Raw genomic sequence first — 20,662 nt, 5'->3', positions numbered from 1 at the left:
AGACGACACACGGGCCCCTCAGCCTGCCCAGCACCAGCCACAGAAAGCGAAACGGCCCACCGACTCCGTCGGCAGACCGTCACGAAAGATCGAGGCTAATGAGCTGGAGCCGACCGCTGGCCGCGGGTCACGGGAGCACGCTGAACGACTACACCTGGCGAGACGGCCGTCGACAAGATCCGCGTCCGGCCGGACCGGGACGGTCTCGCGCGCCCGGCCCCGCAAGGAGTTGTCGTCAAATCTCACGCCCACATCAGCAGCGATGCGAGGGTGACGGCTGCCTGGTAGGACTCGGCGGTCTTGTCGTAGCGGGTGGCGATGCGGCGCCATTGCTTGAGGCGGTTGAAGCACCGTTCGACGACGTTGCGCCGCTTGTAGAACTGCTTGTCGAAGGCCGGCGGGCGTCCGCCACGGCTGCCGCGTCGGAGCCGGTTGAGGGTCTGGTCGGACTGTTCCGGGATGGTGTGCCGGATGTTCCGCTGCCGCAGCCAGGTGCGTATGGCCTTGGAGCTGTAGCCCTTGTCGCCGATGACGTGGCCGGGTCGCACCCGGGGTCGGCCCTGCCCCAGCCGGGGCACCCGGATCGCTTGCATCACGGCGGCGAACTGGGTGCAGTCGTTGGTGTTGCCGCCGGTGACAGTGAAGGCGAGTGGTCGGCCCACAGCGTCGCAGGCCAGGTGGATCTTGCTGGTCAGGCCGCCTCTGGACCGGCCGAGTCCCGGCGTCCGGAGCCCTCTTTTCGCGCTCCGGCTGCGTGCTGGTGGGCCCGGACGATCGTGGAGTCGACCGACACCAGCCACTCGATGTCCCCGGCCGCGTCGGTCCTGGCCTGGGCAGCCCGGAGCATTCGCTCGAAGGTGCCATCCTTGGCCCTCCGGCGGAAGCGGGTGGGCAGCGTGGCCCAGGAACCGTACCGCTCGGGCACGTCCCGCTAGGCCGTACCGGTCCGGAACTTCGACACGATCCCGTTGAGGACCGTCCGATCGTCCAGCCGCCTGCGGCCTCGCTCGGACCGGGGTAGCAGCGGCTGCACGAACGCCCACTCGGCATCGGAGAGTTCATGGCGACGTCTCACCCGACCATGATCTCCGACCGAAGATCATTTGACGACACCCTCTAGCGGCAGCCGGCGTGTTGTACCAGTGCCGTCCACCAGATTCAGGCGGCCGATGCAAGGGCCGCAGCCGCACGTTGGGGCGAGACGACGTCGAACCAGCAGGTCAATACCAGCTTGGCCTGCTGATGCCCAGGCCACAACGAGCGGCTCTCGTCTCGTGTTCAGCTAGCCTCTTGTCTTCAGGCCTGAGATCCGTCGGCTGCTGATGATCGCTTTGCGAGTCGAGTCGCCCGGCTCGGACCATGATCAGCCCGCGCTCAAGCTCAGTGTCTCCCCGTCTACAGTGCATCGACTCGTTAGGGCACGATCAGCTTCGCCGCTTCCTCGCGCAGCTTCGGCAGCGTCCGGTATGTCTGTGCGCCGGGGCATTCCGTGGAGAGCCAGTCGCGGTGTCCACTGATGGCGGGCAGTGACCTCTCTGCCGAGCGGCCGGCACCCCGGTACACGACCGTCCCGACGGGGTTGAGACCGTGCTTGGCCGCAAGCGACGCCAGCAACTGCGTCACGGCATGCCTCATGGGCAGGGGAGGTTCTCTATCGGTGAAGTCGCCGAGCAGCGCAATCCCGATGTTGCCGGTGTTGGCGTCCAAAGTATGAGCGGCGGTCACGACCTCACCGACGCTGTTGTGCCCAGGGGCACCCTTCGCGCCGGAGTAGCGCCCCTCGTACATCCGCCCGGCCTGGTCGACGAGGAAGTGATAGCCGATGTCCCCCCAGTCGTTTCCCTTGGTGTGCATCTCGTAGATGGTGCGCACGGTCGCGGCCGGATCTGGGTCGTCGTTCACGGTGACTGTGTGATGGACAGTGAGGATCTCCGCTGGCGCGAAGACGAGGGGAGTTGACTCCTTGCCGTCGGCAGCAAAGCGCTTGGACTCGTCCGCCCCCCAGTCCGAGCGCGACACCAGTCCCGCTGGGGGGAAGGAGACCTCCTGAGCGCTTGACTCCTTCGGTGAGGCATCGATGGACGGGGCGACGTCGGGCAGTGATCGCGAGGAGTCTGGGTCGATTGCGACAACACTGAGAATCCGGACGCTCGATGGGGCCTGCACTTCGTATGCGTACCCACCATTACCCGGTGCCAGAGCGCGAGACAGCGGACGTGCTCGCGCGGGGTTGCCGGTTCCCGGCCCGCAGGGGCAGCCTGCCTTGACTTTCTGCCACCTACTGGGTGTCCCGCTCTTGCTGTAAAAACGCACTTCGATCCCGCTTTGCGGCCCCGCCCACGTGATGCCCAGGGCCCTGATCGGGAAATCGGTCCGGCGGATGCCTGCAGCGGGGGAGTTGGTCGCCGATGCCCGGACCTCGGGGGAGGATGGTTGATCCTCCGGCAGCGATGTCGCCTTCCTGGCAGCGGACTTCTGGCAGGCGACTGTCAGTGGCAGGACAGCCAGCGCCCCGGCACCGCCCAAAAGGGCACGGCGTGAAGGAGCACCGTGGTTACGGGGGATCAGCACAGTTGCCTCCGTTATTCATACTGAAACACCGACGGAAGGGTGGTACGGACTTGCACGCCCCGGTGGTTCACGTCTCTGACGCCGAACACGGCCTGGCGGGCGCCTGTCCACGGGACACTGGGCTCAGGCCTGTGCGATGCAGCCGGTTATCGGTGTGCGTCTGCTTCACATGGGCGTCATCTATGGGCCCGCATCAGGGTGTTCCGGCGCGGGCGCCAGTCCCCGGCAGTGGAGCGCCTGCTGGATGTCGCCGACCGCGTTGTGGCGGGCTGTCCCTGACAGCGGAGCCGATGCGCTGGGGCGCTGCCCCCTTAGCAGGGTCCTGTCTGTGGAGCGCCACGTGCGGCAGGAGCCCTGGCACGGTGTGTCGTCGTCCAGCCCGACTGGGACGGTCCCGCATGGGCTACGGTACGTTCCGGCGTCCGTCCGGCCGTTACGATCCTCGATGACGTGTCCGCGTCCTCGGCCATTCTGACAGAGCATGGCAACCACCGAGCAAATCCGACGCTATTGGGTCGGTTGTGAGTGACACCGGTGATAATGCGCACATGCGTTTCAGACTGTTGGGCCCACCGGAGATGACGAGCGGAGACGGCCTCTCTCTGCAGTTGGCCGGACAGCTTCGACGATCGCTCGCAGTGCGTCTGCTCCTAGGGCGCGGTCTTGCTGTACCCCGAGACGTACTGATCGACGATCTCTGGGCGCAGCGTCCGGCGAACGATCCGGTCAATGCCCTGCAGGTACAGGTCACCAAGTTGCGCGCCGCGTTCGCGGCGGCCGGTGAGGCCGGGCGGATCCCTGGCGGCGCTGGCGGCTACTGTCTGCTTCTGCGCGAGGATGACGAGATCGACGTCGATGTCTTCGAACAAAAGCTGAGGCAAGGACGCGCCGACCTGCATGCGGGACGCTATGCGGATGCTGAGCGCACGCTTGCATCCGCGCTGTCGTTGTGGCGAGGTAGACCGTTGGAAGGTCTTACCGGACTCCATTTCCAAGGGGAGCGTTCTCGCCTGCGGGAGCTTCGCCTCTCGGCCGTGGACGCCTGGGCGGATGCCTGCCTAGCCCTAGGTCGTGCACATGACACCGTCACTGTGCTGAGCCAGATCACGAACGATGATCCCTTGCATGAGGACGCGCGCCGCCGCTTCATGGTGGCCCTGTATCGCATTGGGCGGCAACCGGAGGCGCTCCAGGTATTCGAGGAAGGGCGTCGTCAGCTCAGCACCCGCCTGGGCGTGGATCCTTCTCCCGCACTGCAGACTCTCGCAGACGCCATGCGGCGCCAGGACGTATCCCTGTTCCACGAGGTCCCCCAGACCGCCCCTAGGTACCAAGTCCGCCGCTCAGCTACTCCGAAGAGTCAAGCGCGCCCTGCTTTGGCCCCGCGCGAGGGTAACTTCGTCCGTCCGTTGGGACCTTTCATTGGCCGCCGCGAAGAACTGGAGAGTCTGTGCCGGCGGATGAGGACCGATCGCCTGGTCAGCGTCACTGGGCCTGGCGGTGTGGGAAAGACTCGGCTGGCACTGGAAGCGTGTGATCCACTCGACCCTGATTTCGCTGCCCTGTGGTGGGTCGACCTGTCCGCGTCGGACACCAATGGTGTGGCAGCCGCCACCGTCGTGGCATTGGGTCTCACCGTCACCGGAGCCCTACCGGGGACGGCCTCGTACGATCAGGCGCAACAGATAGCCGCCGCACTGGCATCACGGCGGACGCTGTTGATCTTCGACAACTGTGAGCACGTTCTCGACGGAGCCGCCCCGTTGATCCAGAGCCTGCTTACTCGGTGTCCTGAGCTCACGATCGTCGTCACCAGCCGCGAGCCTCTCTCACTGCCCGGCGAGGTGCTGCACGAACTCGGCCCCATGCCCGTCAACGACTCCGTGACTCACTTCACCGTCCGAGCGCAGATGATCAATCCGGATTTTCGTGTGGACGCGGGAATGCGAAGTCACCTGGAGACGCTGGCTCGCAGACTCGAGGGCCTACCGTTGGCCGTGGAGCTCGCGGTGCCGTACGTCCAAGTGCTCACTCCCCAGGAGATCGTCTCCAAACTCGACGACCGGTTCGCCTTCCTCAATCGAGGCTTCGACCGCACAGCGCCCCATCGGCACCGCACCCTGAGAGCCGTCTTGGACTGGAGTTACGCCCTTCTTGGCGTTGAAGAGAGGACTCTGCTCGGGAATCTGTCTGAATTCGTCGGCGGCTGTCGGCTCGACGGAGCCGATCGATTGGAGCTGCTTCCGGGCGCGGATGAGACCGAGGTACTGCATGTGCTGTCACAGCTCGTGCAGAAATCGCTGCTGACCATCGCTCACGACAACGGTGGAACGCGCATCCAGATGCTTGAAACGGTGCGGGAGTATGCCCAGTATCGACTCGACACCGGGGGCATGCTGCAGGATGCAGAGCATCTTCTGATCACGTGGGCCTTGTCCTTCACCGCCAGTGCTGTCACCGGACTGCAGTCGGCAGAGCAAGCGCACTGGATCCAGCAAGTCAGCGAAGAGAATGCGAACCTGCGCGCTGCTGCGCGTCTGCTCCATACGCGGTGCAGACCGGTGGATGCGCTCATACTCGAGGCGCGTCTCGGCTACTTCTGGTTTGTCAGCGGTAGGGAAGAAGAAGGAATTGAACGTCTGGCACAGGCCCTCGAAAGATATGAGCCGCACGCGGCCGCAAGAAAGCAACCGCCCACACATATCGAGGAGTGGGCATTCTACTACTGCGTCGCCTGGCTAGCGTGGCTTAACCATGTCATCGGCCGACATCAGCAAGCGCGGAAATACGGAGCGCTCAACGGAGGCTATTGGCGCCGAGCGGGAAACCCCGACCTCACGGTCCTGGGGCCCTGCTACGACGCGCTCTTCGCCATGCTCAGTGCGGAGAAGGGCGTAGACCAGCTCTTCGCGCAAGCCCACGAGGCCGTCATCGGCACCGCCTTCCACTGGGACCACGCCAACCTCTGCGCCTCTTGGGCGATCTACAGTCTGCACACGGGTGACGTCGCGGCGGCCCAGGCACATGGAAAGGAGGCCAGCCAAGCAGCTGAGATGGCGGGAGACGCATGCTCACAGGCTTTCTGCCTCGTCATATGTGGAGATGCCGACGAAAGCGTCGGTCATCACGATGCCGCACGCGAGCAGTGGTCCGAGGCTGCGGACATCTTCCGCACCATCGGAGCACGTGGGCGACTAGCATCCGTGTTGCTGCGGTTGGCGTACTACGAGCTATACCGGGGGAGTGCCCAAACGGGACACCACATCCTCGAGGAGGCTCAGATCCTGGCGGCGAGTCTGACGGCCGGAGATCTCCTCGCCGCGACGAGCAACCTGCACGCCCTGCTGTACCTGCGGGAAGGTGACATGGGCACTGCTTGTGACCTGTTCCGACGGGTATGGGATGCGCCGGACGCTACACCCCTGCGCAAGGCAGTCGCAGGCATCGGAATGGTCGCGGCGAGCCAGAAGCCCGACACTTATCTTGTAGAGCAGCTCCAGGAGCTGCACACCCAAGTTCTTGAGCCACTGGCTCAAGGTGCGCTGGTGCAGATGCTCGACCGCGCATGCGCCGGCGCGCCGTTCACTGAACCTGACCCTCACGTGTCAGTCCTTGCTGCACTCAGCTGACGACCCTCGCCTGGGGCTTCGCGCCCGGGACCGTGATCAGATGAACCCCTGGTACTGGGCGAGCGTAGTAGCAGAGGCCAGGGCCGGGGCTTGTGTATCCCGGCTGGTGCGGACAAGGGCCCGCGTGCACGAGGCGGCCGGTGTGGGGGAGAGGGTTGCGACGACCCCTCCCACTGCGAATGACGAGCCAATCCGAGCAGGGACCCACGCTCTGCCCCTACCCCGATCGAGGACGGAAAGTGAACGTCCCACTCCGTACGCCCACGCTCCTCGCCCTCGCCATGACTGCGGTCTTCGGCACCATGACCTCCTGTACGGAGGAGGCCTCAAGTCCACCGTCTGCGTCCACCGCAGCGGTCGTCCTGCCCAACTCGGACATCGACTTCGACGGCACCTTTCTGGCGGGGACGGCAAGTGAGAATGGAGCTCAACCCGGTACGGGAGACTTTGCCCCGGCCGGCCAGGCAAACGCCGAAGCCGCCCGGCGGTGGGTGCAGATCAGCGCCGACCCGAACGACCCCCAGCGCGGTCCGCTGCGGGACGGAGCCGGACGCACGCTGTACTACACCACCCAGGACGTGGTGTCCGCCGGTTCCTCCACCTGCGTTGACGTATGTGCCCGCCGCTGGCCTCCGGTGGTCATCGATCCACAGGGCAGAGTGTTCGCGGACGGGGTCGCCACCGACACCATCGGAGCCTTCAGGCGCCCAGACGGGCTGACGCAACTGACCGTCTCCGGGCGGCCCGTTTACCGCTTCACCGGCGACAGTGCCCCTGGCCAGACGCGCGGTCACGCAGTGGATTCTGTCTGGTTCGCCGCCACTCCCTCGGGTGGGCCCGCCCAGGCCGCGGCTACTGATCGGGGGGAACGATGACGCGGAGCAAGCTCATTGGATTGCTGGTGGCGCTCGGCGTCATGTTGCTCACGGCCGTCGTGGTGTTCGGCCAGAGCAGTGATATGTCTTCTGTCGGCGCGGCCGGTCGGGCGCCTGACGGCTGGCGGGAGGGTGGGTGGCGGAACTGGGACCAGGAGACCTGGGAGAGGGAGAACGACGCATTTCAGAACCCGGTTGTTCCCGGGCTGTGGAGCCGCGACCGCCTGGAGCAGTCGAAGAGCACGGACCGTCCGGTGCAAGCCGATATCGGTCAGGAACAAGGCATAACTGACCCGGAGCCGGTCCCGGTGGCCGCCGAGCCGGTGCCGCGTCCCTACCGAATCAACGCTCCCGTTGTCGGCAGACTGTTCTTCGACACACCGGAAGGCCCCTCGGTGTGCTCAGCCACTGTTGTGACGGATCCAGCTCGGCCCGGCGCCTCCAATCTTGTGTGGACTGCCGGCCATTGCGTCCATGCTGGACGGAGCGGAGGCTGGTTCAGGAACATCGTCTTCATACCGGCTTACCGAGATCAGTCCCCACAGCAAAGGGATCCGGGCGCATCAGTGAGTGCCGATGTGGCGCCGTTCGGCACGTGGTGGGCTGATGCCGCCCGCACTTCAGATCAATGGATTAGGCTCGGCAGTTCGTCGGGCGGCGACGGTGCGGCCTTCGACTTCGCTGTGTTGCGTGTGAGCCGAGCGGACGGTGACAGCGAACGGTCACTCGAAGAGACGGTCGGCGCGGCGGCGACTGTCGGTTTCGACGTCCCCGACATCCAGCAGATCTCCACTGTGGGCATCTGGGGCTACCCGGCTGCCGCGCCATTCGACGGCGAGCGTATGTTCACCTGCCGCTCTCGGCCGGGACGGTTGTCCCTTGCGCCGGACCAACCCGGCATGATGAGAGTCGGATGCACGATGACCGGGGGCTCGTCCGGAGGTGGGTGGTTCGTAGAGGATGCCGACGGCCGCCCGCTGCTGATCAGTAACACCTCTATCGGACCAGAAGCGCCGATATGGCTCGCCGGCCCTCAGCTTGGGCCGGAGGCCCAGAAGGTATACCAGACGGTGAGTGGGCTACCACTGCGTTGACGGATGTCTGTGCGTCCCACTGCGGGCGCGGCGGGCCACGACACAACAGGGTGCCGTGTACGCAGTCTTGAAGGTTAGGGCCGCACGGGAGCCGCAATGAGGGAGCGGTGTGACGTCGCCGATCATCCAGACGTTCCGCAGACGCGGATACTTGCTCGGCAGCCCTCCCCGGTGGCGGCGCCCCGCCGGGGGCAGCGCCTCGTCTACAGGGATGACCGGGTGGCGCAGCCAGCTCCGCAGCGAGAGGACCGAAAGAAAGGGCTTCGAAGAGCGTCGCGTCCCGGAAAGGCTGTTTGGTTCGTGGCTCGAGTGTCGCGCCTGTTCCGGATGGACGCGCCGGCGAATCGTCGCGGTCGGCGAGTGGCGGGCCGATTTCCTCCAGGGTCTGTCTCAGGCCGAGTCCAGCGGCCGAAGCGCGTAGCCGTGCGTCCAGCCGCGTTGCCAGTTGCTGCGCTGCCCATACTCGGCGATCAGGTCGGCCAGCACCTCATCCACCAGGCGGTCCGGGACGGCCACCCCGAAGACGAGCATCCCGCCGGTCGCCGGATGCCCCGGTTCCTGCGGCCGAAGCCGTTCCACGAGTCGTTCCGCCAGCAGCAGCGCGGCCTGTGCGACGGTCCCGGTTCCCGGCAGGTGCAGATCCGTGAGCTCCTCCTCGGGGTCCACCAGTGCCACGCCCTCCGCACGGATCTCCATCTCCAGACCAATGAGTTCGGAGAAGGCCTGGGCTTCCCGGCGCTGCCGGGTGCGGAGCCAGTCACGCTCGGCGTCGGTCAGCTCGTCGAGGTGGACGACGGGTGTCTCGACGAGCATCCGGCGCACGTAGGTGCGTGGTCCGCCGAAGCCCGGGTCCGCAGCCCGCCGGACCAGGTGGGCGCCGTCCCGTGCTTGGGAGAGCGGGCCGGCGGCAACCACGCGTGCCAGCTCCCGGTCTATCGTGATCAGGGCTTCTCCGCCCGCCTCCTACGCAAGCGCGGGCACATGGCCCTCGGTCTCGATGAGCACGCCCCAGTCGACGAGCTGGCGCAGGGCCGCGACCAGGGTCCGCTTCCCGGCCGCCCGGCCCGTTTCCTCCAGCTCAATCCCGGCGTCGGCTGCGGCAGTCCTGATATCGGCGACCAGGTGTGACAGCAGCATCTGCTCGGGCACGGTCACCAGCACGGACAGGGCCAGCGCGAGGCAGGCCTACGTGTGTGGGGTGAACGGGGTGCCGGTGGAGCGTTCCAACCGATGACCCGAACCTGCCCCCAGCCCCGCCTTGAACAGCCGGGCGTAGGAGCTGTCGACCAGCAGGCGATAGCCGAGCAGCTGCTGGAACCGTTTACCCAGCCAGTCGGCGTGCCTCCGGATCAGCGGGAAGAGGTCGGCATGAGGGCCGTCCGACGCGACCAGCGGGTGGGCGAGCAGCAGCCGGGCGGCTGAGGGGAGGGTCATGACACGCTCGCCTCCGCTTTGCCGCCGACCGCGGCGGAGGTGCGACCGATGTCCAGCTCCAGGTCGTCCAGCAGCAGGTCGCCGTCGGCCGAGTAGAGCACCGTTCGCGTGCCCGCCGACCGGCGCACGGCGAGGCGGATACGCAGTTCGGCGTCTTCACTGCTGGCCGAGTCGAGGTCGGACCCCGCCGTCCTTTCCCCGTCCGGGCTGACGGGCCTGCTGAGCTGTGAGTTTCCGAGCGCTGTGGCCAGTAGCTCCAGGAGCAGGCCGAGGGCCGCTGACGTGAGGCGTACCTGGCCGAACCGGCCGGACGCACTGCGCAGTTCGTCGGCCGCCGCTGCTCTGGCCGCTGCCCGCTGACGGGCTGCCTCCCTCAGCAGCTGCTTCTGCGCGGAGTGGTCCTCCACCGCTGAGGCCCGGCCACGCTGGGCCCGGCTCCCTCTTTCGCGCAGGGCCACCGGTACCTCGACCACTGGACCGGTCCACCAGCTTGTGTAGGCGGGCACCACCTCGTCGGTGGCCGGAGGTATGCCCAGATGGCGGGCGCCGTACAGCCCGAAGGCGGCGACGGCGATGTCGTGTGCGTCCCGCGGCGCCGCTTCGTCGAACCAGCGGGCCAGCCGCAGCAGATCCTTGCGCCGGGACATCTCCCCGGTGGCCGACCGCAGCATGCGCTTGGCGTTGGCGAGCAGCGACTGCAACGCGCGCAGGGTGGCGTCGCGTAGCTGGTCGACCTGGCTGCCCTGGCCGTCGGTGTTGCTGAACCAGCCGCGCAGGCCCTCCCAGTCGCGAATTCGCCGCCCCGGCTGCGCTAAGCGTCCCCTTTTTCATCCCTACGCGGGAGGTTTTAGACCGTGTCCTACATGGTCAGGTTGAGGAGCCGTTTGTAGCAGCAGAGTGCGGCGGCCAGCCCGAGGAAGGCCAGGTAGTTACGGGGGTGCCGTTCGTAGCGGTGGTTGAGGCGACGGTATCCGGTCAGCCGGGACATGGTGCGTTCGATGACCCAGCGTCGGCGGCCGAGCCGCTCGCTGGAGTCGATGCCTTTGCGGGCGATGCGGTCGCCGATGCGCTTGCCCCAAAGCCATCTCCGCAGGTGAGGGATGTCGTACGCCTTGTCCGCGTGAAGCCGCACAGGCTTGGAATCGGTCGCGTGGGATTCGTGTCCCATGTGGAAATGGGACAGCATCGGCTTCAGGGCGACGCTGTCGTGAGTGTTGGTTGCGGAGAGCCCGACGCGTAGAGGCAGTCCGTTCGCATCCGACAGACGTGCATCTTGGAACCGGGCTTACCCCGGTCCACGGGCGACGGACCTGCAAGTTCGCCCCTTTTTTAGCGCGGACGTGAGCCGAGTCGAGGACAGCACGCGACAGGTCGACGAGGTTCTGGCCATCCAGGAGCTCGAGCACCTTCTGATGCAGTCGTCCCCACACACCAGCCCGGGACCAGATGAGAAACCGGCGGTGCACGGTCGACTTGGACGCCCCGAAGCACGGCGGCAACGCCCGCCAAGCACAGCCACTGACCAGCACATAGATGATCGCGGCGAACACCGCCCCGTCATCTATGTTCGCGACCCCGCCGCCCTGCGGACGCACCCGCGCCGACGGCAACAGTGGCCTGGCAATCTCCCATAAGCCATCCGGCACGATCCATCCCCACAGCCCACTCCCCATAACCGAACCAACGACCAACTGACCATGTAGGACACGGTCTTATGTGTACGCCGACAGTCGCCGTGGCACGTGGACGCCGCCAGTGTTGGCGGAGACGCTGGCCGCGCTCGCTCAAGACTGCCAGCAGCTGTCCGCGAGTGTCGACACCCGGCTGGCGCTCATCCTGAGATGCTTTTGTTGGTGTCGATGCCCTGATCTCGCTGTCCACACGTCGGCCGGAGGCTCGACGCTTTGGGCGTCGATTACGCAGGCAGTCGGCTCCACGTCGCGCTCTTCGGCTTGACGAGTGAGGCTTCGCAGCAGCCCGCTGAACGGGTCGAAGACGCCTTCCTTCTACCAAGCGATAGCGCCGGGGTCCCCGTGCGGTCGACGTTCACCTCCCGGTGGGCATCGGACAGGTCGTTGCAAAACGGGTGTTGTCGTATCGGACTCTCCTGGCTGATAAGTCATGTCCTCCTGTCTAGCTGCAGTGATCGCAGCAAGTGGTGCGTGTACTATTCCGGCACAGTGGCAGCAGCGGGTCGACTTGTTCAGCACCTGCCAGTATCTGCAATTTCCCGATGTGAACTGTGGGGCTAGTTCCCCGCAGATAACGGTGAGGAAGTGTGGATTTATGTACCGGAGGGGTTTTTGTGTCCCACCAAAGCGACGCACTGCAAAGCAGTCCCGCGACGCAGGCTCGTCAGGCTCAGTTGGCTCCAGGGCGTGCGGTGACTCCTCCGGAGGAAGCAGAAGATCGCCAGGGCAAGGCGGACCGGCATCAGAGGGATCTCATTGGAATCCAAGCAGTACAGGGGTACGGAGATCCCGCTGCGCAGACAACCGCTGCCGCGATGGCATATCAGAAGCTAGCGTGGTTCGAACAGGCGCAAGATTCCCAAGCTGCCGCCGAAAATCAGCAGCCTTTTGATCGGCTGAGTGATCAGGGGCAGGGCCGAAAACGAGGCCGCTGTTGATGTCTCGGAAAGCGATTCGTCAGATGCCATGACTTCTTTGAACAGGCGGTGCGGAGTTTCTTGCGGGTGACCGTGTTTATCGAGTGCGTTATTCAGCTCAGCGTGTGCTCGACCCTCCCGTGCCGTGGCGTCCGGGTGACAGATCGTCTCGCTCCGCGAGGTCGGGAGACCGTCCTGAATTCCTGTCGGCCAGCTCACCGATAGGTAGCGAGACACCCTCTGCATCCGTCAGGCTGAAGGAGCTGGGCGGGCGGGCCGCTCGTTGAATGGGGCGGCATCGCGATGAACGGAACACCGCCGACTGTTCAACCCCGACCGTCCGGCTACGGCCACAGACCGGGCACACAGCCTCATCCCCACGCCGCATCGCCGCCCCCCGGCGGGTCCAGCACGCACCACCGATGTGACCTGCAGCTACTCGAGCAGGAGACTGCCGCTGCCGACGTCGTTGGCGGCAGCTCTTCTCGTCATTACCCGCGAAGCGCCCTGTCAGAGGTCGTACCGCACCGCCCAGCATCCCGATCGTCGGATATCACGACCAGGGATGTCAGGCAGACACAAGCGCAGCCGCGACCGTGCTGGTGACGTCATCGCTGCAGCTTTGCCCCGCTTGAGCAGGTGGTGCGGATCTTCTGTCCCCGTCAGCGTTGCTCCAGGAACGGAGCCCTCTTGGGCCGGTGCCCACCTTGCTTGCAGCCGGCAAAGGGTCCGGCTGGATCCCTTAGAGACTGCATGGTGGGCCCTAGGAAGTCCCGGTGCCATATACCGGGACCGGTCAGCTCCGACTTCGCACCAGTGTGATGTTGCCAGGCCATCCACAGGCCGTAGAGCTGGGCGATGGCTTCCTGGTGCTCCCACCACCGCGGGCACCAAGGCAATGAAGATGAGGTCTCGCGCGCATAGACGGGAACGAGGAGGTAGTGCACCCAGAGCGTCAGTTTGTCGAGGGCCTCTGCATACCGCTCGCCCTCGAGGTAGAGAATGAAATGAGGACCGTCCGTCTTCTTCTCGGTGTCCTTTTCGTCAGGTGCTCCGTCCTTCTCCGGTGCGGAGTCCTTCTTGATGTTCTTCTTCTGCCCTTTGATCGAGTCGGCCGGAGGTTGGTCCTCGCTGTCGCCGTCCCGGGCCGGTGAGGCACTCTCTGCTTCCCTTCGGTCGTCTTTCGCCGGAGTGCCTTCGGTTCCGGTGCTGTCTTCGGTTTCGGCTTCGGTTGTCGTCGGGACGTCGGGCAGCTCCACCTCGATTGTGTCGTCGTCCGATTCGGCGTGCTCTGCATCATTCATAGCCCGTGCTCCAAGTAAGAGAAGGGTCCGTCGCCGGGCCCGGAACGGTGCTGCTGGGCGGCCCACTTGCTCGCCGCGCGTGCGGTGATCGCCTCTGTTTCAGCCTTGGCTGCGGCGGAGATGCGTGCGGCGTCAGGTTCCTTGAACCATGGGCGCAGCTTGATGAGGGCGGGGCGGACGCCTGTCGCCAGCAAGAGGGCTGTTCCCTTGGGCAGCGCGCGGATACGGTCGGCGGGCATGATGTTCTCCTGCCGATAGGAGTACGAGCGCGATGAGCCCTCTTTGCCGCGGGAGACGCTCGGTGTCTTGACGTCATGTTGACCGACCAGACGGGAGATCTTCTCGACGAAGTCCGCGTCGTCGAGGCCGGCTCCCAGCAGCTTGATGGTGGCCGCGCTCCAGAGGGCGTCCATGCCGGCGTCCCCCCACACCCGGGCACCTTGGCGATAGCTCTGCAACAGCGTCACCACGTTGATGCCTCGTGACCCCAGGTGGCTGTAGAGGTCGGGCAGGTCGGAGATGCGGCACACGTTCGCGGCCTCGTCCAGTACGGCCGTCATCGGTGGGTCGAGTCGGCCACCCATACGCTCGGCAGCCATCACGCCTGCGCGCATCACGGCGTCTGCCAGTCCTGCGATGACGCCAGCTGCCGAGCCGCCTCCGTCTTTGGAGAGTAGATAGAGCGTGTCACGGCCAAGTACGTGCGTGTGAGGATCGAACTGCGGCAGGCGGGGGTCGGGACTGACCCACGCCGCGATGTCAGGGTCGAGGAGGCAGGACACACACTGGCGTGCTGTCTCGAAGATACCGTCGCGTGTTTCCACGGCGCCCCGGATGGTTCCCTGAAGCTGTTCCGCCATGGCGTCCATACCGGCGTCGCGCAAGAGATCGATGGGGGTGCGGTCGGCAGGATCAGCGAGCCAGCCGAGCAGGTCGTTTACGGGCCGTCCGCCTCGTGACGCGGCCAGGAACAGGGCCGTGAGGGTGTTCTGGGCAGCAGCGATCCAGAAGTCCTTCTTGGCGGTGTCGTCGTTGACGGAGGCGACGAAGTGGCCGGCCAGTCGTCTCGCGCCTTCGATGGTGGTGCATTCGGCCAGCATGTCCCACCACATCTCGCGCGGAGCGTGGGCGATGCCCTGAGGGTCGAAGGTCCACACCAAGCCGATCGTCTCGCGCTCGGCACGCGTGACGGAGTAGACGTCCGATTTGTTGGATGTCAGCAAGACCGGACCACGGGCACGAAGCACCCTTGGGATGGCGATGCCCGTTGACTTGCCTGCACGCGGAGCCATGAGATCGAGCTCGACGTCCTCGAATGAGGAACGCAGCTCCGGTCCCTTGGGCTCGAGATCGCCGAGGAGATTTCCGCGGTCGTCAGGGTCCAGTGCGGGGACGCCCTTCAGCGTCGGGCGCAACTGGCGGGCCCGGGACTCGGCTTGCGCGGGCATCAGCGGCGCCATCTCACGGCGCCCGGCGAGACCGCTGCCCCGGCCTTGCCAGGCGATGATCTTCTGCACGATCACGACAAGGATCGTGGCGAACGCAGCGAAGAGGCAGACGATGCCCGTGACGGTGGCGAACGGCGACGCGTAGGGCCATAGCGCACTGGGGCCTTGCGAGAAAAGGAGCGCCAGCGTCGGCAGTGCGAAGGGAGGGGGGTCCCATCGCCCGGTGGTGAGTACAGCTCCGGTCGTTCCGCCGAGCCAGACGCCGCTGAGAACGACGAGGGCCGCGAGCGCGCATAGTACGATGCCCCACGATTTGAGGTCGCTCGTTCCGTAGAGGCTCTTGTTCCGAGGAGTGCTCATGGAGTCACCTCCGCATCGCAGGGACTGCTCACTTGTCCCTTCCCGCTGCCTCGTCCGGCGTCTTGATCCAACGCGTGTTGGTGTTGTGCAACTCCCGCTCGGTCTTGGTGATGGCGACACGGATCGGGATGCCTGGTCGTCCTCCTACCTTGATCAGGAACCGGCCTCGGCCGGGTGGCTCCTCATGTTCTCCGGCGGTTGCCCACCCGGGCGGTGACGACCAGGACGAGACCAGATCGACCTCGCGCTCCGACAATCCGACGATCTTGCCCAGTTCCTCCATCTCCGAACGGGGGAGCCCGGCGCAGACGACCATGCCGGCTCGTTCTACGAAGCCCCTGGCCTTTGCCCGGTCGGCATCGCTGCCGAGAGCTTCCGCGTCCTTGAGGGTGTGCGTGATCTTGGCGTCGCCGAGTCCCAGGGATCGGTTCAGGCGGGTCAGTGCGTCGATACGGTCCACGATGCCGGTGGCCGATCGCAGGGGGCGCCACAGTTCGTCGAGGACGGTGAAGTACCAGCGCCGGGGCATCAGGCCGGCGTCCGCCAGCGCGTGGGAGGCGGCGACCGTGCCCAGTCCGTCGGACCAGGCGGCCAGCATGGCCGCGGCCGTCAACTGGGTGTCAGCCTCGCCGATGCGAGAGATGTCGATGCAGACCGCTGGAGCACCGGGATCGATGCGGGTGGAGGTCTCGGAAGCGAAGGTGCTGCCCAGGGGGCCGTCAAGGAGCCCCATCAGCGACCGGTGCAAGGGGTCGACAGCATCCCGGTAGCGCTCGGTGTCGCCGCGGTCCAGGGTCACTGCGCGCAGTCGGTCCGGTCCTTCCGCCAGAAGCGCCAGGAGTTCGGGCAGAACGGCTGGTTTGCCGCCAGTCCGCTCGCGCAGGAGGTGCAGGGCGGTGGACAGGACCGACTGTTCGTGATCGTCCATGGGGCGGCCGCGCACGATGGTGACGAGGGCGGCCACCATGTTGAGAACGCGTCCGTGTGCTTCTGCGCGCAGGCTTTGACCTGCCTCACCTCCGATGCGGTCCGCGGCCGCGCCCATGGCGCCGGGGTCCAGCACATTGATGCCGCCTACACCGCGGCCGATGGCGATGACCTGGCCCCCCAGGGCGCGCACGGTGTCGGCGTAGTCAGGCTTGAGGTCTCCGAGGACCAGAGGCACGGTGCCGGTGGCGGCAAGACCGATGAGCATGCGGTTGATGAGGGTGGATTTGCCCAGTCCAGGCATACCGAGCATGAAGAGGGAAGGATTGGAGATGTAGCGGGCTCGGGTGAACCAGGACAGAGGGTCGCCGCACACGGTTGCTCCCGTGAACAAGTGTTGACCCAACGGCACCCCCGTCATGGGGGAGCCGGAGCCGGCCGCGAATGGCCACAGACCGCATGCTTGCACGGTGGTGGCCCGCCACATGGTCGGGGCGTCGAGGTAGCCGACCTGGCCGCCACCGGGACCGGGCCAGCCCCGGCCTGTCGGCTGGGGGTACCTGGTCCCGGAAGGCGGTGTCTTCTGTGAAGGCTTGCGACTCACAGCGCTTCCTGCAGTTCTCGGGGCAGCATGACGTGTTCCCAGGGGAGGATTCCGGTCGCGAGAGTGCAGGTGAACGCGGCGGCCTGCATGCGATCGGCGGGGCGCATCGACACTCGCGCGGCAGCCTGCAGGTTCCTCATGGTCGCGTTCGCGTCGGGCAGTTGCTCGGCTGAATCTACAGTGATGGTGACCATCAAAGAGAACTCGACCAGTCCGGCGCCGGACGCCTCTTCCGCCGCGGTCTGCTCTGCGGCGTTTACTTCGGACACCGCCCGAGCCTGGACCGGTCCCCGACCCGACGAGGCCATGAACTGTGCCGCTCGCCTGTCGGACTCCACGATGCGTGCCGACGTGGCAGGGTCGATGGGTCGGTAGAACAGGGCGACGCGCTTGCGGCGCGTGCCGGGCGTCGGTTCCAGCATGCTGCGCAGCACGCTGGAACGCACTGTGCCCCGGGGGGCCAGCGTCAGCATCCACGTGCGCGAGATGCCCGAGTCGTGGTGGTAGGCGTTCACGGTCTCCACTGTGGCTGCGGGGCCGGCGTCCTCCCACTCCAGACCGGTGCCTCCCGACGCGCGCGCGGTCAGGACATCCGGTGCCACGGCCGGGTCGAATGCCACACGGGTGACCTCGGCGATGTGCTCGGCGGACAGAGGTGCGGCGGATCCGCCCCCAGCACCCACGAGCCCGGCGAGCAGTCCAGGTATGCGGATGGCGAGGTCAGCCACCACGTCGTCGATGCCGCGCTTATTGGCTCCGGGAATCTGGTAGGTGAGCGTGATGTAGGTGTGCATCTCGGAAGAGGCTGCGGGGTAGGTCTCGACGACCTCTTCCATCACCGCTCGCGCCACTGCGGGTGCGTCCGGGTCGATCTGCGGGAGGACCTCGAGCGCCAGCCGTGTGCCGGGGTCGGGGGCGGTTTCTGCCACCACGGTCGCGCCCTTCAACTGGGGTTCGTGCGCGAGTCGCGCCAGCCAGTCGCCCCAGGACGCGACCCAGATGTCCACCTGGTCGGGGTCGACCAGCGATCCGCCGTCCGGCTCACAGCCCAAGACGATGGTGTAGAGATTCTGGCCGCGGCGGTGGAGGACGCCGAAGGGGCGCCCATATGCGTCTCGACCCTCCGCCATCTCCACCTTGCTCAGCAGGCCAGGTGGTCGAAACCGCCCTCCTGGCCTGTTGGACAGGGGGCCAGATACGTACACGTGTCCACCTTTCGCCTTGCGTCGCAGCCAGCCGACCCGAAGGGCCAGGAGTTGGTAGAGGTTCCGTCCGTCAGGAGTCCGGACAATGAGAGGAACTAGGAAGAAGACCAGTGGAACGAGTACGAAGAGGGTGGCGACCAGGGAGATCAGTGAAACCAAGAGGGTGATTACGAGGCCGCCAAAGACCACTACGGTTCCGACGAGCCCGAAGGGCCCGAGTCCGGCTCTCCTGGGGCGCCGCCAGTTGCCGTAGGTGGGATGAGTAGCTCCCGCTGCAGAAGACGACATGGTTTTCCTTTCCCGGTGTCACAGTCCGGTGTCACCTGTTGTGGCCGGCATCCCCGTTGCCACCCTCGATGGATCCTGATGCGGCACGGCCAATGCCCTGAGCGATCTGCACGGTGGCTGCGGCTGCACCCTTGGCGAGCGTTGCGCCGGCCCCGGATGCGCCTGTCGCTCCGGTGGCGCCCCCGGATGCCGAGGATCCGGTCTGGCCGCTGCTACCGCTGCCCCCTGAGAGACCGCTCGCGCCGGCTGCTCCTGCGGCACCCGCCATCCCTGTGCCGCCACTGCTGCTGGCGCCGGTGGGGCCTGCGGCGCCCGAGGCCGCGCCCCCTCTGCTGTAGGCGGAGTGGGCCGCGCTGCCCATGGTCTTGGCGCCGGAGGCGATGGCCGACATTCCCTGTCGCACGGGATTCCCTGTGCCCAGTGCGGCGGTTGCCGGCATCACCAGTTTCAGGAGTGCGGGCAGGGCCACGGCGGAAAGCAGCATGACGCCGATACCTGCGAGGCGTTCGTGGATGTCACTGCCGTCTGGACTGATCATCGCGGAACCGCTGAAGAGAATGAGTGCGGCAGCGGGTTTGTACAGCAGCCACGCGATCATCCATCCGGTGTGCTTGCGCCACCAGCCGCTGCCCCAGTCCGTCATCGAGGACGCGGCGGCCATGGGGAGGGTGCCTAGGAGAACGACCATGACCCCGAGGCGGATATAGAGCAGGATCGTGTGCACGATCCCAGCGAACAGCAGCAGCAGTGCGACGATCAGCAGGAGAAATGCCTCTCCGATACTGCTGTCGCCGCAGGCGATGCTGGCCACTTGCTCGCGAGCACCCGCGGCGAAAAGGAAGTCGGAGTACCGGTCGCCGAGGCTGGCCATCGCCGTCACGACGGCCGTTGCGGCCCCAGCGACGAATATTACCCTGAGTAACCCCTTGAGGGCCGTAGCTCCTGCGTCACCTCGCCGCTCCAGCGCCATGCGAACTGCGGCCGCAATGAGAGAGCCAATGGCGGTATAGACGACGATCCATTGTGTTTGGGCGCTGACCTCATCAGCGGCGGTGCCCCGCGAAAGAGTCGGGATGCTGGTTGTGATCTCGCCGTATAGGCTGATGGCACCGGCCAGGATGAAATTGGCGATGGTCTTGATGATGGTGCCGATGGGATCGCCGAGGAAGTCGAAGAATCCTGGGTTGCCGGGACGTTGATCACAGGTGGCCATGTCATACCTTCCACATCACAAATCCGCGCGCATCAGATATGACCGAGCCCTGGGTGCTCACGCTGCCGTTGTTTCGCGGCACGACCTTCCAGTCACCATCGCTCCACTCGAGGTCCACCGTCACGTTGATCAACTGTCGTTGCGATGTCCCTCGGAGCAGGAGGTCAACGCTTGCCCTGGAGGAAGCGAACGCGAGCACCTTGAATCCCGCGAACTCCAAGGGGGACTCACTCACCTCACGCCCGGACATCCGAGACATCTGGGCTGCGAGGAAGGCGCGGCCGCTGTTGTCAACCAGCTGGTGATCCGCAACTGAACGCCAGCCAGGCCCGGCGATGGCAGCCTGGACGACATGAGCGGCCATCACCGCACCCAGCGGCGTGCGAGCGAAGCACCACCAGACGGGTCCGCTGACCAGCAACGGTCCCGCGCTGGGGGAGGCCGGCACCTTCATGCCGGCTATGCGCTGCCAATTTATGTCTGAGGGAGCCGCGGACGGCGGACGAACGTCGCGATCGTCGGTACGGCAGCCGTCCCGTCTTCCGCCGCCGTCACCCGCCGCGGCGCCAGTCACGGCGGAACGAAGAACGGGCTTCGCTTCTCCCAGGTCGCCACTGGCCAACGTCGTTCCGCCTACCCCGCGCACGGAGAGAGCGAGTGCACCGATGACAACGGTCAGAGCGAGGAAGCCCGCCGAGAGCCGCCATCCGCGCTGCTGCCAGTACGGCTTATCGGTCTGCGCCGTGTCGCGTCGGCGCGTCCGCAAGAGACGTGAAGCCACTAATCGCCCTATCCCGCGAAGACGAACGTGACAATGGGCCCTGCGGTTGCGACGAGGCAGCATCCGCCGAGGATCATGCCGAGCCGCCCCATGTGCTCGGATCCCTCACCACGTTTGAATGAGACGGCCATCATGGCTCCGGTGACGAGAATTCCCGCGACACCGGCTGCCGTACCCGCCCAGCCGGCGATACCGAGCACGGTGTCCACCATGTTGGCGAGGGCCGGGGGAGCGTTTCGTGTCGGGTTGGGAATTTGTCCGCCGCCGGGAGCGGGGGCGGCTAGATTGATGTTGAGCATGATTTCCCTTTGCGATTGGTTG

At 66.1% G+C, this 20,662-nt stretch carries 12 protein-coding genes and 4 pseudogenes; 3 read left to right on the top strand and 13 right to left on the bottom strand.

Translation table 11 applies throughout. From position 1 onward, the window contains the following. Nucleotides 1–242: 242 nt before the first annotated feature. Nucleotides 243–1,075, bottom strand: a pseudogene (locus ACH4C6_RS33820) (IS5 family transposase). 338 nt (nt 1,076–1,413) lie between these two features. Further along, nucleotides 1,414–2,019, bottom strand: a complete 606-nt coding sequence (locus ACH4C6_RS33815) for a peptidoglycan recognition family protein (protein ID WP_398112508.1) — start codon at nt 2,017–2,019, stop codon at nt 1,414–1,416. Nucleotides 2,020–3,119: 1,100 nt separating this feature from the next. Here ACH4C6_RS33815 and ACH4C6_RS33810 point away from each other — a divergent pair. The 3 genes from ACH4C6_RS33810 (at nt 3,120) to ACH4C6_RS33800 (ending at nt 8,169) form a co-directional block, all read left to right on the top strand. Then, nucleotides 3,120–6,200, top strand: coding sequence for an ATP-binding protein (locus ACH4C6_RS33810; protein WP_398112507.1), 3,081 nt, complete (start codon nt 3,120–3,122; stop codon nt 6,198–6,200). 179 nt (nt 6,201–6,379) lie between these two features. Continuing rightward, nucleotides 6,380–7,075 carry a hypothetical protein gene (locus ACH4C6_RS33805; RefSeq protein ID WP_398112506.1) on the top strand — a complete coding sequence of 232 codons (696 nt, stop codon included), beginning with the start codon at nt 6,380–6,382 and terminating at the stop codon, nt 7,073–7,075. Continuing rightward, nucleotides 7,072–8,169: a hypothetical protein gene (locus ACH4C6_RS33800; protein ID WP_366900748.1), complete on the top strand. Its 1,098-nt coding sequence runs from the start codon at nt 7,072–7,074 to the stop codon at nt 8,167–8,169. Before ACH4C6_RS33805 ends, ACH4C6_RS33800 begins: the two co-directional genes overlap by 4 nt. Nucleotides 8,170–8,559: 390 nt before the next feature. On the opposite strand, the pseudogene ACH4C6_RS33795 reads toward ACH4C6_RS33800, so the two are convergent. From ACH4C6_RS33795 to ACH4C6_RS33745, 11 genes and pseudogenes are all read right to left on the bottom strand, one after another. Next, nucleotides 8,560–9,603: pseudogene (locus tag ACH4C6_RS33795) on the bottom strand (TIGR02678 family protein). Then, nucleotides 9,600–10,400, bottom strand: a pseudogene (locus ACH4C6_RS33790) (DUF2397 family protein); the annotation flags it as partial. The pseudogenes ACH4C6_RS33795 and ACH4C6_RS33790, both read right to left, overlap by 4 nt. Before the next feature lie 62 nt (nt 10,401–10,462). Continuing rightward, a pseudogene (locus ACH4C6_RS33785) lies at nt 10,463–11,276 on the bottom strand (IS5 family transposase). Between the two features lie 848 nt (nt 11,277–12,124). Continuing rightward, nucleotides 12,125–12,262 carry a hypothetical protein gene (locus ACH4C6_RS33780; protein ID WP_366900504.1) on the bottom strand — a complete coding sequence of 46 codons (138 nt, stop codon included), beginning with the start codon at nt 12,260–12,262 and terminating at the stop codon, nt 12,125–12,127. A 611-nt stretch (nt 12,263–12,873) separates the two neighbouring features. After that, nucleotides 12,874–13,515, bottom strand: a complete 642-nt coding sequence (locus tag ACH4C6_RS33775) for a DUF4913 domain-containing protein (protein WP_398112505.1) — start codon at nt 13,513–13,515, stop codon at nt 12,874–12,876. Continuing rightward, nucleotides 13,512–15,323: a TraM recognition domain-containing protein gene (locus ACH4C6_RS33770; protein WP_366900506.1), complete on the bottom strand. Its 1,812-nt coding sequence runs from the start codon at nt 15,321–15,323 to the stop codon at nt 13,512–13,514. The genes ACH4C6_RS33775 and ACH4C6_RS33770 overlap by 4 nt, the downstream gene beginning before the upstream one ends. Before the next feature lie 28 nt (nt 15,324–15,351). Continuing rightward, a complete protein-coding gene (locus ACH4C6_RS33765) occupies nt 15,352–16,854 on the bottom strand; it encodes an ATP/GTP-binding protein (RefSeq protein WP_398112504.1) in 1,503 nt (500 codons plus the stop codon). Further along, nucleotides 16,851–18,347 carry an SCO6880 family protein gene (locus tag ACH4C6_RS33760; protein ID WP_398112503.1) on the bottom strand — a complete coding sequence of 499 codons (1,497 nt, stop codon included), beginning with the start codon at nt 18,345–18,347 and terminating at the stop codon, nt 16,851–16,853. The genes ACH4C6_RS33765 and ACH4C6_RS33760 overlap by 4 nt, the downstream gene beginning before the upstream one ends. Nucleotides 18,348–18,378: 31 nt before the next feature. Beyond that, on the bottom strand, nt 18,379–19,560 hold the full coding sequence (locus ACH4C6_RS33755) for a hypothetical protein (RefSeq protein ID WP_398112502.1): 1,182 nt from the start codon (nt 19,558–19,560) through the stop codon (nt 18,379–18,381). Between the two features lies 1 nt (nt 19,561). Next, nucleotides 19,562–20,341: a hypothetical protein gene (locus ACH4C6_RS33750; RefSeq protein WP_398112501.1), complete on the bottom strand. Its 780-nt coding sequence runs from the start codon at nt 20,339–20,341 to the stop codon at nt 19,562–19,564. An 8-nt stretch (nt 20,342–20,349) separates the two neighbouring features. Continuing rightward, nucleotides 20,350–20,640, bottom strand: a complete 291-nt coding sequence (locus ACH4C6_RS33745; RefSeq protein ID WP_398112500.1) for a hypothetical protein — start codon at nt 20,638–20,640, stop codon at nt 20,350–20,352. Between the last annotated feature and the right edge of the window lie 22 nt (nt 20,641–20,662).

It is taken from the genome of Streptomyces sp. NPDC017943, from assembly GCF_044328425.1.
Classification (GTDB): domain Bacteria; phylum Actinomycetota; class Actinomycetes; order Streptomycetales; family Streptomycetaceae; genus Streptomyces; species Streptomyces djakartensis_A.
This window is presented reverse-complemented; position numbering and strand designations above follow the sequence as displayed.

What these genes read in the sequence shown, in the direction of transcription:
- ACH4C6_RS33810 (WP_398112507.1), top strand. Translation starts at nt 3,120, where the DNA reads ATGCGTTTCAGACTGTTGGGCCCACCGGAGATGACGAGCGGAGACGGC.
- ACH4C6_RS33805 (WP_398112506.1), top strand. Translation starts at nt 6,380, where the DNA reads ATGACGAGCCAATCCGAGCAGGGACCCACGCTCTGCCCCTACCCCGAT.
- ACH4C6_RS33800 (WP_366900748.1), top strand. Translation starts at nt 7,072, where the DNA reads ATGACGCGGAGCAAGCTCATTGGATTGCTGGTGGCGCTCGGCGTCATG.
- ACH4C6_RS33780 (WP_366900504.1), bottom strand. Translation starts at nt 12,262, where the DNA reads ATGGCATCTGACGAATCGCTTTCCGAGACATCAACAGCGGCCTCGTTT.
- ACH4C6_RS33775 (WP_398112505.1), bottom strand. Translation starts at nt 13,515, where the DNA reads ATGAATGATGCAGAGCACGCCGAATCGGACGACGACACAATCGAGGTG.
- ACH4C6_RS33770 (WP_366900506.1), bottom strand. Translation starts at nt 15,323, where the DNA reads ATGAGCACTCCTCGGAACAAGAGCCTCTACGGAACGAGCGACCTCAAA.
- ACH4C6_RS33760 (WP_398112503.1), bottom strand. Translation starts at nt 18,347, where the DNA reads ATGTCGTCTTCTGCAGCGGGAGCTACTCATCCCACCTACGGCAACTGG.
- ACH4C6_RS33755 (WP_398112502.1), bottom strand. Translation starts at nt 19,560, where the DNA reads ATGGCCACCTGTGATCAACGTCCCGGCAACCCAGGATTCTTCGACTTC.
- ACH4C6_RS33745 (WP_398112500.1), bottom strand. Translation starts at nt 20,640, where the DNA reads ATGCTCAACATCAATCTAGCCGCCCCCGCTCCCGGCGGCGGACAAATT.